Origin of the sequence: Solwaraspora sp. WMMD792, assembly GCF_029626105.1 — a bacterium.
Lineage (GTDB): Bacteria > Actinomycetota > Actinomycetes > Mycobacteriales > Micromonosporaceae > Micromonospora_E.
In genome coordinates, this window is record NZ_JARUBH010000009.1 from 2568046 (window position 1) to 2582000 (window position 13955).

The following is a 13955-nucleotide window of genomic DNA, read 5'->3' on the forward strand; positions in this document are numbered from 1 at the left end:
TCAGCCTCCGAGGACTTGCATGGGGTCGTGGCTGGGGATGGTGGCCACCTGTGTGTCGGGGTGGGGCAGTTCGACGTGTTCGCGCACGACGAGCCGCCACCCGTGTTGCCGGTGGGTGGGGTCGAAGCTGACCGGCTGGTCGCGGATCGTCTCGGTGAACGGGTCGGTGTCGTCGGCGTCGCGCAGCATCTCCAGGGTCACGGTCGCTGACCGTCTGGTGCGCCGGTGCCAGGCGGACGCTTCCCAGCGGTGTCGGCGCAGCACGTCGACCGGGGTGCCGGGGTGCACGCCGAGGCTGACGGGCAGCACCGGCGGGCAGGATCGGCGGCCGAGGTAGAGCGGGAACTGTGGTCGGCGCAGCGCGTCGTGCAGGCCGGTGAGCAGGTCTTCGTCGCCGCCGACGGCGGCGACGAAGACGGCGTCGCTGAGGTAGTGCCGGTAGGACAGGGGTAGTGCGGAGCCGTCGAGGCGTCGGGCCGTCTGGAAGTCGCGCAGCACGGTGCCGGGCTGGTCGACGCGTACGGCGAAGCTGAGGCGGAGCAGTTCGGTCAGCGGCTCGGTGCGCCGGATGCCCTTGGCGGCGGCGAGCATGCCGATGACGCCGCTTTTCGTCGGCGCGGTTTCGGTGCCTCGGTAGACGAACCGGCTGCTGGCACCCCAGGCTTGCAGCGGTCCGGCGAGCCGCAGCAGCAGGGTGTTCATTCTTCCTTCCCGAGTCGCGCGGCGGCCTCGTCGGCGACTGCGGTGACGAGGTCGGCGAAGGGCAGCGCGTCGCCGAGGGTGTCGAGCGCGGCGGTGTGGTCGCCGACCCGGCTGATCCAGGCGGCGACGGGCTGCTCGCCGTAGGTGGTTTCGACGGAGGTGGCGTAGGAGGCGAGGCGCTCGGCGGCTTCCCGGACCCGGCCGGTCGGCGAGTCGTAGGTGACGACTTCTTCGTACGCGCCGACGAAGTTGATCGGTTGGGTGTCGCGCAGCCGGACGATGACGGCGTCGGGCAGGGTGCGGTTGGCGAAGGTGTTCTGTTTGCCGGTCGGCATGCTCTTGGCGAACGCGGTGACGAAGGCGTGGACGGCGCGTCGGGTGGCTTCCGGGTCGCCGAGGTTGTCGTTGAGCCGGTCGACGTCGAGGGTGGCGTAGCGGTACAGGGTCGACGAGTTGAATTCGACGGTGCCGATCATGCCTGCGCCTTGTTCCTTCGCGTCGTCCTTGCGGTCGTCGACGGCGGTGTAGTAGTCGAATTCGTTGTTGACGGCGTGCACGCTGATCGCGTGGGCGACCTGGACGGCGGCGTCGACGTTGGTGTCGGACAGGTCAGCGAGCATCCGGCCGAACAGTGCGATGTCGACGGAGTGCCGCTGGTTGGCGAGCTTCTTCAGCTCTTTGCCGTCGGGGTCCTTGCCGGCGCGGTGCGCGGCGATGGCGTGTGCGGCGATCGCGTCGAGCTGGTGGTGGCTGAGGAATACCAGATACTCGGACTCTGCTGCGGTGACGCCGTCGTCGGCCTTGTTCTTGGCGGCTTTTGTGGCCTTGGCCGGTTTGGCGAGCCCGAGCGCGGTCAGTGCCTTGTTGGCGAGGTCGATCTTCGCGTCGGCGAGGTCCGGTGCCTGCCCGGCAATCAGTTCGCCGAGGGATTCGCCGAGCCGCTTGGTCCGCTCCCCCAGGTCGGCGCGGTCGAGCAGCGCGTCGAACGAGGTCCGGGTGGCGCGTTTCCACGCCTGGCTGGAGACCCGGGCCCGGCGTTGGCCGCCGTAGACGGCGGTTTTCGGTGAGCCGGTGTCGTCCCGGTTGAGGTTGCTCGGCGGGACGGTCTGCAGGATGTGGATGTCGATCACGGTTCGGCTCATGGCTGGTCCTTCGAGGAGTCGCTGTCGGTGGTGTCGGCGTCGGTGTCAGTGCCGGTGGTGGTGTTCGTGGTGCGGTGGTATTCGCGGCCCCACAGTGAGCGGATCTTGTCCGGGCCGCCGGGTGCCTGGAATTCGCGCAGGTCGTCGGCGAGCAGCCCGTAGTCGAGGGCGATGCGTTTGTCGCGCAGCAGTCGGACCAGGCCCCGGCAGTGGTGCAGCGCCTCGGTGAAGGTGGCGGCGGTGCCCATCGCGACGAACCGCCGCCGCACGGCTTCCTTGCTGGGGCTCTGCGCGGCGAGCAGCGCGACGGCCTGACCGAAGCCGTACCCGTCGCGGTGCATCCCACGGTCGTGTGACGACTGCTGGTGTACGGCGTACAGGGTGAGCGCAGCGTGCCGGGCGTGTTCGACCGGTTCCGGATCGTCGGCGAGCCGGCGGGGCAGGAACTCCGTCGGTACGGCGGTGACGCCGAGGATGTCCAGGCGTGATCCGGCGAGGGTGCCGGCGGCGGCCCGCAGCCGGGCGAGGGTGGCGATGGCGGCGGGCGCGTCGTTGATGAAGGCGCTCTGGAGCTTCGCGACGTCCTTGGCGACGTCGTCGCCGAACGGGCGTCGCCGACGGATCGCCGCCCTGGCCGGGGTGCTTGTCTGGCTCATGTCAGGGCCACTTCCTCCTGCGGACGGTCGGTGGTGTCTGGCTGTGCCGGCCGGAGCGGGCCGGCCAGTGGCAGCGCCTTCGACAGTTGGTTGCGGAACCAGGCGTCGGCCTGGGCGCTGGTGATCAGGGTCTTGTCGATCTCCCGGCCGGCCCAGGCGACCGGTCCGGCTTCCGCGACCATGCGGTCGCCGAGTCCGCGCAGCGACTTCGCGGCGGTGCGGTGCCAGGCGGCGCGGGCCTCGGCGAGGTCGACTCCGTCGACGAGCCCGCGCAGCCAGTCGCGGAACTGCTGGTCGAGGGCGGCGTACGCTTCGGCGGTCGTCTCGTCGCGGGCGCCGTCGACGCGTTTGTCGTCGCGGACGCCGGCGGCGCGTAGCAGGTTGCGGCCGAGGTTGACGAGGGCGCGTACGCCCTGGTCGGCGTCGTCGGCGGCGCGTTGCACCTCGATGGCGGTCTGCGGGTCGGTGATGGCCCGTACCGGCATGGTGACCGCGTCGTCGATGATCTCGTCCAGGACGGACTGTTGGGTGCCGTAGACGGCGCCGACGGCACGGAGCCGGATGACGGGTCGGCGCAGCAGCCGGCGGTTGGCGGCGTACCCGATCCATTCGAGGACGCCGGGGTCGAGGTTGGCTGGTGGTTCGCCGCTGCCGCCGCGTCCGGCGGTGCCGGGCAGCATCGCTTCGAGGCCGCGCCACAGCGCCCGGCCGGGTGCGTGGGTTTTCGGCAGGTACACCGGGGTGGTCTTGAGTGCCTTCTCCTGGGTGGGGCTGCGCCGCCAGGCGGTGAGTGGTTCTCGTTGGTGCAGGTCGCGAGGGCTGAGCGGGTCTCCGTAGGCGAGCACCACGCCGGTGATGCCGTGCTCGTCACCGTGCAGCCGGATCCGCCGCGACTGCCAGGTGTAGAGGCGCAGCACTCCCGACGGTGTCAGGTCGTCCTGCTCGGCGGGGCCGGGCGGGTCGACGTCCCAGATCGGCGCGTCGTTGTCGTCGCGGCGCAGGTACGGCACGTCGTGTGGCACCAGGTTGAGCAGCAGTGTCTCGCGCAGGTTGTCGCCTTCGACGAAGACGCCGCCGAGGGAGCCGGCGTAGCCGGTGCCGAGCGGGTAGACCTTGCCGCCTTTGACCCGGCTGTCGCCGACCGCGCCGGATTTGATCCCGGAGACGTCGTACGCATGGGCGTGCACCAGCCAGCGGGCGGCCTCGGCCGGGGTGATCCGGCGCAGCGCGGGGCCGGACCGGGCGGTGAACAGCGGTGCGCCGCTCGGCACGTCGGCGATGAGCCGTTCGAGCCCGAACACTTCGCCTTTGCTGGTCCGCAGGTCGGCGACCTGGTAAAAGGGCGTGGTCGGGTGCAGCAGGTCGAACCGCTCCCGGCGCTCGTCGAGGTAGTCGAGGATGTCGTCGACCGGCAGGTCGGCGGCGGCCCACAGCTGCTCCCAGTCGTCCTCGCTGGGGCCGCCGACGGTGTCGTGCAGGACGGCGAGCAGCAGGCGCAGGACGGCGAACTCCTGGGTCGGCACGTCACCGGTGATCCGGCGCAGCGTGCCGGCCCGGCGGAAGGCGTCGGCGAGCGACACCTCCTCCACCTGCCCGTCGAGCCGCTGCACGAGCAGCCAGTGCCGATCAACAAGATCAAATGACATTGGGCATTTCCCATCGTGGCCAGACAGGTTGCTCTGACATGGATCGGGACCCTACTGCGGGCCACCGACATTCCAAACTTGATCATCGGGATACGAGGTGACATCGCATTTCGCTAGCAATCCTTGCCCTGAGCAGGAAATTGTCTCCTCAGCTCTGGCCGGGGCAAGGAGCCGGGCGGCCTCGAACAAGACCACAGATGGCAAAAATGCAGTCGCCTTGCCGACAGATCCTCAACCGTTCGGCCACGTTGTCCGGTCGATCACGCTATGGCGACTGGCCAAGCTGGCACTTTGGATCAACAGCCGTGGCTACGCAACAGACGGTTGAGTTGAGCGACGCGGCGTCGTCGGCGTGGGGCAAGACGAGCGAGGATGGCCCCGGCTGGCTACCGCTGTGGCAGCATCTCGCCGACGCGGCGGCCGTCGCGGAACGGCTGTGGCGGCACTGGCTCAACGACGCCGTACGGCAGCGGATCAGCTCGGCGCTGCCCGGCGGTGACGCCGACGGGCGACTCCTGGTCGCCTGGCTGGCGGGGGTGCACGACATCGGCAAGGCGACACCGGCGTTCGCCGTGCAGCGCGACGATCTGATGAGCCGGATGCACGCTCGCGGGCTGACGGTCGACAACCGTGTCAAGGCAGACCGGCGTATCGCGCCGCACGCCCTGGCCGGCCAGATCCTGCTGGAGGACTGGCTGATCGACGGGCACGACTGGGTGCCGCGAGCGGCAGCCACGTTCGCCGTGGTCGTCGGTGGCCATCACGGCGTACCGCCGACGGACAAGGAGCTGCACGCGGCCCGCAGCCTCGACTACCTGCTCGGCACCGGGCCGTGGCCGGCGGTGCAGCGGGAGTTACTGGACTGGATGACCGACCGGTGCGGCGTACGGGACCGACTGTCAGCGTGGCGCGACGTCCGACTCCCCCAGCCGGTGCAGGCGCTGCTGACCGGCATCGTCGTGGTCGCCGACTGGATTGCCAGCAACCAGGAGCTGTTCCCGACGACGTACGCGGCCGACGTGCACCGGGTCGAGCGGGCCTGGGACGATCTGGACCTGCCGTCGCCGTGGCGGGCCGTCGACCTCGGCCTCTCCCCCGACGCGATCATTGCCACCCGGTTCGGGCTGCCGGCCGGCGCGACCGCGTACCCGGTGCAGCGGGCGGTGATCGACCAGGCCCGGCGGATGGCCGAACCCGGCCTGATGATCGTCGAGGCGCCGATGGGCGACGGCAAGACGGAGGCCGCGCTCGCCGCCGTCGAGATCCTCGCCGCCCGGTTCGGGCTGTCCGGCTGTTTCGTCGCGCTGCCGACCCGGGCCACCAGCGACGCCATGCTGTCCCGAGGGCTGTCCTGGATGGAGCGGCTGCCGGACCGCGACGCCGACCGTGGCGCCTACGGGGTGGCGTTGGCGCACGGCAAGTCGAGCTTCAACAACGAGTACGACACGCTGCGCATTGACCGGCGTCCCAGCTCGATCGGCGTCGACGAGGAGGGCGTGCAGCTCGCCGTGCACCGGTGGCTGGCGTCGCGCAAGAAGATCCTGCTGTCCGATTTCGTCGTCGGCACCGTCGACCAGCTGCTGTTCATGGCGTTGAAGGCTCGGTACGTGGTGCTGCGTCACCTCGGGCTCGCCGGCAAGGTCGTCGTTGTCGACGAGGCGCACGCCTACGACGTGCACATGAGCCAGTACCTGGACCGGGCGTTGGAGTGGCTGGCCGCGTACCGCGTACCGGTGATCGTGCTGTCGGCGACGCTGCCGGCGCGGCGTCGCCGGCAGATGATGATGGCGTACGACGACGGCCGGTTCGGGCAGCCGACGCAGCGCCAGCGGCGGCGACGCACGCCGGCATCCGACGCGGCCCCGGGCGCGGACACCGACCCGTACGCCGACCTGGCCGGGGACATCGGCTACCCGGTGATCACCTGCTCGGGCGCGACGGACCGGCAGCCGGCGGTGACGACGACGGCTTCGTCCGGCCGGGCGGTGCAGGTGCGGGTGAGCCGCTTCGACGACGACCCGCAGCGCCTCGCCGACCTGCTCGCGGACGAGATCGGTCGGGGCGGTTGCGCCCTGGTGGTCCGCAACACGGTCCGGCGGGTCCAGGAGACCGCCGCCGTGCTGCGGCGACGGTTCGGCACGGACATTCCGGTGTTCGTGGCGCACTCCCGTTTCCTGGCACCGGACCGGGCCGCGAACGACCGGCGGCTGCTGGACATGTTCGGGCCGCCGAGCCGGGTCGCGGACCGCCCGGAGCGGTATGTCGTGGTCTCCAGCCAGGTGGCGGAGGTGTCGCTGGACGTCGACTTCGACCTGCTGGTCACCGATCTCGCCCCGGTCGATCTGCTGTTGCAGCGGATGGGCCGGCTGCACCGGCACCACCGCAGCCGCCCGGCTCATCTGGCGACGCCGCGCTGCCTGATCACCGGCGCGGACTGGTCGACGGATCCGCCCGAGCCGGTGCAGGGTTCACGGATCGTGTACGGCCGGGCCGGGTTGTGGCGGGCGGCCGGCGTCCTCTGGCCGCATCTCGACGGCGACGTCCCGGTCGAGCTGCCCGCAGACATCCCGACGCTGGTGCAGACCGCGTACGACGTGCCGTTGGTCGGCCCGACCGGCTGGCATCCGGCGATGCGCGAAGCCGACGAGGCGGCGACGAAAAGGCAGCAGGAGCATTGTGTACGGGCGGACGCGTACCGGCTGAACCCGGTCTCGGCGCAGCCGACCGCCCTGCTCGGCTGGTTGGTGGCGCACATCGGCGACGCCGACGCGGGCGGCGACGACGCGCGCGGGCGTGGTCACGTCCGCTCCGACTCCGCCGAGAGCCTGGAGGTGATTCTCCTGGTACGCCGCGACGGCCGGCTGCACCTCCCGGACTGGGTGCCGGACGACCCCGGCCGGGAGGTGCCTACGGAGATGGCACCGGACAACCGGCTGGCCCGGTCGGTGGCCCGGTGCACGCTCGCCCTGCCGCAGCTGATGACCAGCAGACTCGACGAGGTGATCGACGAGCTGGAGGCCCGCAACTGCTTCCCGGCCTGGGATGCGTCGCACTGGCTGGCCGGCGAACTCGTGCTCGACATCGACGACACCGGCCGCACCCAGATCGCCGGCTTCGACCTGCACTACGACAACACCGACGGACTCATCGTCACCAAACTGGATGCCTCACTCATCTGACGGACACCAACCATGTGACCCGCCCGTCTGCGTCCATGGGATTAAAGACTCCAATCCCCGCATACGCGGGGAGCAGAACGAGTTGGCTACAGGTAGAAGGGACCTGACGGGACCATGCCCGCGTGCGCGGGGAGCAGTGCAGGGCCAGCTCCAGGCCCGGGGTCTGGCCGGGACCATCCCCGCGTGCGCGGGGAGCAGCGGCGCGCACTCGCCGGTGTGCGATGGCCGACGGGACCATCCCCGCGTGCGCGGGGAGCAGGCTGATCCGCTGGCGCGTGCGTTCGGCCAGTCGCCCATGGTGCAGAAGAACCGCCGTACCCGTAGGTGCAGCATGGTCTCCCGCCCGGCGACCGGCGCGTCGAGTAGCCGTCGTTCGTACCGGCTGTGCACCCGCCGGGACACGGTCGAGCAGTCCGGGCATCTCGCGCCGACGCTACCTGGTTCGGCGTACACCCGCACCGTCAAGCCCGTGGCCAGCACATTCGTGATGCGTAGCCCGGACAGGTGCGAGAAGATGACAGCAGCAACATCCACTATGGGCACGAATCATGATCTACCATCGACCGTCCGCGATCACCGAGACCGTGCCAGAGCCCGAACCAACTGACCGTTGACAGCAGGACGCGATCGACCAGTTGGACCCGGACCAGGAGGATCCATCCCCGCGTGCGCGGGGAGCAGTCGTCTGACCGGTACTCAGCAATGGCGAGCATGGGACCATCCCCGCGTGCGCGGGGAGCAGCGCCCACCTCGGCGACCGGGTCAGGAGTACGGGGGACCATCCCCGCGTGCGCGGGGAGCAGACGTTCCACGCCGGTTTGGCCAAGGTGAACTCGGGACCATCCCCGCGTGCGCGGGGAGCAGAAGGTAGTTGGCCAGGGCGATGAGGTCGTGCTGGGACCATCCCCGCGTGCGCGGGGAGCAGGTGCCGATCGCGGCCGGCGTCTGGTCGTCCACGGGACCATCCCCGCGTGCGCGGGGAGCAGAGCTCGTCGACGACCGCGATCATCAGTGCCTTGGGACCATCCCCGCGTGCGCGGGGAGCAGAAGCTGCGCGGCACCCGCCAGTGGGGGCAGGCGGGACCATCCCCGCGTGCGCGGGGAGCAGGACCATCCGTCGCGTCGACCAGCTCGGCTGCGGGGACCATCCCCGCGTGCGCGGGGAGCAGAACGATAGCCAGGTGTCGCGGTTCATGGAGCAGGACCATCCCCGCGTGCGCGGGGAGCAGGTGCTGGTGACCGCCAGCAGACCGGACGTCCGGGGACCATCCCCGCGTGCGCGGGGAGCAGACGACGTGGTCGAGCCGCGCCGACCCGCCGCCGGGACCATCCCCGCGTGCGCGGGGAGCAGACCCTGGTCGCGCTGGCGTTGCTGGTGCTCCTGGGACCATCCCCGCGTGCGCGGGGAGCAGGCCCGCCAGGCGCTCGAGCAGGCGCAGGCCGCGGGACCATCCCCGCGTGCGCGGGGAGCAGTCGTCGACGGGCCCGGTCGGCACCAAGCCACGGGGACCATCCCCGCGTGCGCGGGGAGCAGGGACTTACGACGCATTCAAGACACTCCGAATTGGGACCATCCCCGCGTGCGCGGGGAGCAGACGACGGTGCCGGGCTGGTAGCTGATCCGCTCGGGACCATCCCCGCGTGCGCGGGGAGCAGAGGGTGCCCGGTTCCCGCACGTCGACCCGCCGGGGACCATCCCCGCGTGCGCGGGGAGCAGGCGCGGCGAGCCTTCGACAAGCACAAGGACACGGGACCATCCCCGCGTGCGCGGGGAGCAGCAGCTGGCCGAGGGCGTCGCGAGCTGTGGTCAGGGACCATCCCCGCGTGCGCGGGGAGCAGTGACGATCTCCCGCCACCCGTGGTTGTAGACGGGGACCATCCCCGCGTGCGCGGGGAGCAGAGGCCACACCCCGAGATCACAGCCGGCGCCGAGGGACCATCCCCGCGTGCGCGGGGAGCAGCATGACGCGTCCCCGTCGGCGGATGTAGAGCGCGGACCATCCCCGCGTGCGCGGGGAGCAGCTGACCATGGCTTTCGTGCACGGCAAGGACACGGGACCATCCCCGCGTGCGCGGGGAGCAGCGCATCGGCCGCAACGTGCTCGAGTCGCTGCTGGGACCATCCCCGCGTGCGCGGGGAGCAGGTCTGACCCGACAGACGACGGCCGCCCGGCTGGGGACCATCCCCGCGTGCGCGGGGAGCAGGCCGTCGTTGATGCGCAGTTCGCCGTCGGGCAGGGACCATCCCCGCGTGCGCGGGGAGCAGGTCGGCGGCTTGCTCGGCCCATTTGCGGATGCGGGACCATCCCCGCGTGCGCGGGGAGCAGACACCTTTAGACGGGTCGATCTCGCCGCGAGAGGGACCATCCCCGCGTGCGCGGGGAGCAGGACCACCCGTTGGCCAAGGAGCGGCCGGACCTGGGACCATCCCCGCGTGCGCGGGGAGCAGACCATTGTGGGCAATCTGGCTCGCGATCCAGAGGGACCATCCCCGCGTGCGCGGGGAGCAGTCGTTGCCGATGGTCCCAAGGACTTGGATGCCGGGACCATCCCCGCGTGCGCGGGGAGCAGACCCCAGACGAGGACTGAGACCCCATGGATCTGGGACCATTGAGCCATTTTCATCCTGTGTAGGGGTTGGCTTCGACGTGGTGCAGGACGAGGATGGCCTGCACGATCGCGGTGGCGCGGTGTGGGCTGCAGCGCAGCTTGGTCAGGATCTTCCAGGTCTTGAGCGTGGCGATGGCCCGTTCGCCGTGTGCTCGGATCTTCGCGTGCGCCCGGTTGATCGTCTTCTGTCGGCGTGACAGCTTCGGTCGGAAGCGGTGGCGCTTGAACGGGGTGCGGACGGTGCCTCGGGCGCCCTGGTAGCCCTTGTCGGCGAAAGTCATCACCTGGGCGCTGGTCAGCGCGTGGGTGATGCCGTGGACGCGGGCGGCGGTGAGGTCGTGCGCCGAGCCCGGCAGTGTCCGGGAGGCCCAGACGAGCCGGCCGGCGGCGTCGGCGATGACCTGCACGTTCACGCCGTGGCGCTGGTGTTTGCCGGAGTAGTACGGCTTCTGGTCCGCCACTCGGTCGATCGGGATCAGGGTGCCGTCGAGGATCGTGTACGCCAGGTGTCGGATGCGGCGCATCGCCGTGGTCAGGTCCTCGGCGACCGCGGCGAGCAGGGCGATCGCTTCCTGCACGTACCGCCAGGCGGTGGCGACGCCGACGGCGAACCCGGCGGCGAGCCGGGTGTAGGTGTCGCCGTTGCGTAGGTGGGCCAGGGCGAGTAGTGCCTGGCGGCCGGGGTCGAGGCGCCGCCATCGGGATCGATGCTGGTTGCGGTGGGCTCGGATGAGGTCGGTGAGGTGGTTGAGGGTGCGGCTGGACAGCGGGATCGTGGAGGGGTAAGACAGCACGGGCGAGGCTCCCGGTCGGGGCATCGGATCTTGGTCGACTGCTGTCTTACCTGGAGCCTCGCCCTCATCGCTCTCCGGGCTTGCTGCGCCCGCCCTGACCTGCAAGATCAGCTTGGAAAAGGCTCATCGTCAACGCCGCCTCAATCGTGACCACCGTGGTCCGGCTGAAACTGGACCACCCCGGTTTGGTTGATCTTCAGTCGTTGGTCTTGGTCGCTGCCGGGACGCGGCCGAGGTCGCGGTCCTTGAGCCGGTAGCTGTCGCCCTTCATCGAAACGACCTCGGCGTGGTGAACAAGCCGGTCGATCATGGCCGCGGCGACGACGTCATCACCGAAGACCTCTCCCCACCGGCCGAAGGGCTTGTTACTGGTGACGATCAGCGAGGCACGTTCGTAGCGGTTCGAAACCAACTGGAAGAACAGGTTCGCCGCTTCGGCTTCGAAGGGGATGTAGCCGACCTCGTCAACGATCACCAGCGGGATCCGGCCGAGTTTGACGAGCTCGTCCTGCAGCCGGCCGGCGTGGTGGGCGTCAGCGAGACGGGACACCCACTGAGCGGCGGTGGCGAACGCGACCCGGTGTCCGGCCTGGCAGGCCCGGATACCGAGACCGATGGACAGGTGGGTCTTGCCGGTGCCGGGCGGCCCCAGGAACACGACGTTCTCCTTCGACGCCACGAAGTCCAGAGTGCCCAGGTGGGCGATCGTCTCCCGCTTCAACGACCGCTGGTGTTCGAAGTCGAACTCCTCCAGGCTCTTGCGTGCCGGGAACCTCGCCGCCCGGATACGCCCCTCACCGCCGTGGGCCTCCCGGGCCGCCACTTCGCGTTGCAGACAGGCGGCGAGAAACTCCTCGTGCGTCCACGACTCCGCCCGGGCCCGCTCCGCGAGCCGGTCCACCGACGCCGCCAACGAGGGCGCCTTCAACGCACGGGTGAGGAAAGCGATCTCGGAGGAGACGTTGCGGTTGCCGGTCGTTCTGGAGGCCATCACGCGGCCGCCTCGGCATCGACACCGAACATGCGGTCGTAGTCGGCCAACCTGCGGTGCTCCACCTCGGCCGTGACCGCCGGTGCCGGCGCCTGCCGCGCGGCGGTCCGCAGATCGGCGGCGGCCTGACGGTGAGCCGGGTCGGTGATGCTCTGATGCCGCGCCCAGCACCGGTCGTGCCGGGCGACGAGACGGCCCTCGCAGAGCACCTGCACCCGGTCGGCGTCAGCGACCACGTCGACCCGGCGGCCCACCACCATCGGGTGCACCGAGTAGTCGTTGCCGTCCAGCCGGACGTAGTGGTCGCGGGGCAGACGGGTGCTCCGCCGCCAGCCGACCACCGGCGCGACCGGCGGCAGCGTCAACATCGCCGCTCGGTCGGCCTCCCACCGGTCCACCGGCCGGCAGCCCAGCACCCGGTGCCGACGCTGGTTCGCCCGTACCAGCCATTCGGCAAGCTGGGCGTTGAAGTCCCGGGGCGAGCTGAACCGGCGCCCGGGCAGGAACGACGTCTCAAGATAGCCGTTCGCCCGCTCCACCAGGCCTTTGGCTTCCGGATCCGCCGGCCGGCACTGGAGCACGCGGATCCCGAGAGTGCCACGGAAGCCGTTCATCGCCTCGGTCAACTGCGGCCTGCCGGCACGCCACTGGCCAACCGCTGACTCGTTGTCCCATACCAACGTCCTGGGCACCCGACCCCACCCGGAGATCAACGTCCAGTGTCCGACCAGCAGATCCGCCGACTGCCGGGACGGGATCATCACCGCCGTCAGCCACCGCGAGTACCCGGACACCATCACCATCACCGGCGGCCGTCCGACCTGACCGAACCCCAGGGGCACGTCCGCCGGCGGGAACCACAGATCACACTGCGCCAGCTCACCCGGCAGGTACTCGGTGCGCTGCGCCGGGTCAGGCCGGCGGAACAACGGCCGCAGCCGCTGCACCCGGTCACAGAACACCGTCTTCCCACGGGTCCACCCGACCCGTTCCATGATCACCGTCGAGGGCATGTCCGGGAACTCCGCCAACAACGCCCTGATCTGCGGCTCGACCGCGTCCACGATCGAGCCCTTCGCCGCCCGTCGGTACCGCGGCGGCTCATCACTGGCCAACGCCTTCTTCACGGTGTTGCGAGACATCCTCAACCGCCGTGCGATGGCCTGAATCGCCATACCCTCCGACCGCCGCAGCCGCCGGATCTCCGCCCAGTCCTCCACGTTCAGCACCTCCCGATGCTTCAGGAGGTGGTCCCGATTCAGCCGGAACCACGTGGTCAGTTTTCACGCGGAGCTGACAACCATCCCCGCGTGCGCGGGGAGCAGGGTACGTCGGTGGGCCGTTGCATGACCGCGACGGGACCATCCCCGCGTGCGCGGGGAGCAGACGTACGGCAGCTCATCCCAAGCAACCACCCGGGGACCATCCCCGCGTGCGCGGGGAGCAGCTCATGCTCGCCGTAGGCGTCGGCGCCGGCCTGGGACCATCCCCGCGTGCGCGGGGAGCAGGTTCCGTTGGTCTGCTTCGCGGCCCGCGTTGAGGGACCATCCCCGCGTGCGCGGGGAGCAGCAAACGACGGAAGTGGAAATGGCACTACCCGCGGGACCATCCCCGCGTGCGCGGGGAGCAGGCGCAGAAAATCGCGGTGATCTGCCGGTGCCTGGGACCATCCCCGCGTGCGCGGGGAGCAGGCGTGGCCCGGTCGACTCTTATCGCGAGTGTCAGGACCATCCCCGCGTGCGCGGGGAGCAGGCACGCCGGTCGGCGATGTAGTGCGTGACCGCGGGACCATCCCCGCGTGCGCGGGGAGCAGCTGGTGGATCATCTGACCGGCGAGCGGTGGCAGGGACCATCCCCGCGTGCGCGGGGAGCAGGCAGGACTGTCAGCGGCGTCGCCGGCGGGCCGGGGACCATCCCCGCGTGCGCGGGGAGCAGTCGGCGGATGTAGAGCGCTTGGTGGTCACCCAGGGACCATCCCCGCGTGCGCGGGGAGCAGTTTGCAGTTCACCCGGGACCTGTACGACGCCGGGGACCATCCCCGCGTGCGCGGGGAGCAGAGCAGCCCCGCCGCCAGGTGCCGCCGCCGCACGGGACCATCCCCGCGTGCGCGGGGAGCAGTCGTTCGCGTCCGTGACCTCAGGCAACGGCCAGGGACCATCCCCGCGTGCGCGGGGAGCAGATCGTCGAGAAGCCGGGGTCGATGTCGGTCGAGGGACCATCCCCGCGTGCGCGGGG

8 protein-coding genes, 1 pseudogene and 2 CRISPR repeat arrays (1 of these 11 running past the window's edge) are annotated in these 13955 nt (G+C 70.6%); of the genes and pseudogenes, 1 reads left to right on the forward strand and 8 read right to left on the reverse strand.

Going from position 1 to position 13955, the window contains the following annotated elements:
- Genes cas5e through casA form a run of 4 tightly spaced genes read right to left on the reverse strand, consistent with a single transcriptional unit; the run spans nucleotide 1 to nucleotide 4146 of the window.
- Complete coding sequence (gene cas5e / locus O7629_RS12955; protein ID WP_278169413.1) at nucleotides 1–702, reverse strand: type I-E CRISPR-associated protein Cas5/CasD; 702 nt, start codon at nucleotides 700–702, stop codon at nucleotides 1–3.
- Nucleotides 699–1844, reverse strand: coding sequence for a type I-E CRISPR-associated protein Cas7/Cse4/CasC (cas7e, locus tag O7629_RS12960; protein WP_278169414.1), 1146 nt, complete (start codon nucleotides 1842–1844; stop codon nucleotides 699–701). The genes cas5e and cas7e overlap by 4 nt, the downstream gene beginning before the upstream one ends.
- Nucleotides 1841–2500: a type I-E CRISPR-associated protein Cse2/CasB gene (gene casB / locus O7629_RS12965; protein ID WP_278169415.1), complete on the reverse strand. Its 660-nt coding sequence runs from the start codon at nucleotides 2498–2500 to the stop codon at nucleotides 1841–1843. Before casB ends, cas7e begins: the two co-directional genes overlap by 4 nt.
- Entirely contained in the window at nucleotides 2497–4146 is a 1650-nt protein-coding gene (casA, locus tag O7629_RS12970; RefSeq protein ID WP_278169416.1) for a type I-E CRISPR-associated protein Cse1/CasA, read from the reverse strand. The genes casB and casA overlap by 4 nt, the downstream gene beginning before the upstream one ends.
- Before the next feature lie 305 nt (nucleotides 4147–4451).
- Here casA and cas3 point away from each other — a divergent pair, with 305 nt between their 5' ends.
- Nucleotides 4452–7325, forward strand: a complete 2874-nt coding sequence (cas3, locus tag O7629_RS12975) for a CRISPR-associated helicase Cas3' (RefSeq protein ID WP_278169417.1) — start codon at nucleotides 4452–4454, stop codon at nucleotides 7323–7325.
- Between the two features lie 300 nt (nucleotides 7326–7625).
- On the opposite strand, the pseudogene O7629_RS12980 reads toward cas3, so the two are convergent.
- From O7629_RS12980 to istA, 4 genes and pseudogenes are all read right to left on the reverse strand, one after another.
- Nucleotides 7626–7784, reverse strand: a pseudogene (locus O7629_RS12980) (transposase family protein); the annotation flags it as partial.
- Between the two features lie 193 nt (nucleotides 7785–7977).
- Nucleotides 7978–9896: direct repeats of the CRISPR family, unit length 29 nt; unit sequence GGGACCATCCCCGCGTGCGCGGGGAGCAG.
- A 50-nt stretch (nucleotides 9897–9946) separates the two neighbouring features.
- Nucleotides 9947–10729 carry a transposase family protein gene (locus O7629_RS12985; protein ID WP_278169418.1) on the reverse strand — a complete coding sequence of 261 codons (783 nt, stop codon included), beginning with the start codon at nucleotides 10727–10729 and terminating at the stop codon, nucleotides 9947–9949.
- Between the two features lie 196 nt (nucleotides 10730–10925).
- On the reverse strand, nucleotides 10926–11720 hold the full coding sequence (gene istB, locus O7629_RS12990; RefSeq protein WP_278148120.1) for an IS21-like element helper ATPase IstB: 795 nt from the start codon (nucleotides 11718–11720) through the stop codon (nucleotides 10926–10928).
- The gene (istA, locus tag O7629_RS12995) at nucleotides 11720–12949 is read right to left on the reverse strand and encodes an IS21 family transposase (protein WP_278169419.1); all 1230 of its coding nucleotides are present in this window, start codon (nucleotides 12947–12949) and stop codon (nucleotides 11720–11722) included. Before istA ends, istB begins: the two co-directional genes overlap by 1 nt.
- Before the next feature lie 67 nt (nucleotides 12950–13016).
- A CRISPR array of direct repeats spans nucleotides 13017–13955; the repeat unit is 29 nt; unit sequence GGGACCATCCCCGCGTGCGCGGGGAGCAG (it continues 432 nt past the right edge of the window).

Coding starts and splice junctions, on each gene's coding strand:
- cas5e (WP_278169413.1), bottom strand. CDS start 702: ATGAACACCCTGCTGCTGCGGCTCGCCGGACCGCTGCAAGCCTGGGGT.
- cas7e (WP_278169414.1), bottom strand. CDS start 1,844: ATGAGCCGAACCGTGATCGACATCCACATCCTGCAGACCGTCCCGCCG.
- casB (WP_278169415.1), bottom strand. CDS start 2,500: ATGAGCCAGACAAGCACCCCGGCCAGGGCGGCGATCCGTCGGCGACGC.
- casA (WP_278169416.1), bottom strand. CDS start 4,146: ATGTCATTTGATCTTGTTGATCGGCACTGGCTGCTCGTGCAGCGGCTC.
- istB (WP_278148120.1), bottom strand. CDS start 11,720: ATGGCCTCCAGAACGACCGGCAACCGCAACGTCTCCTCCGAGATCGCT.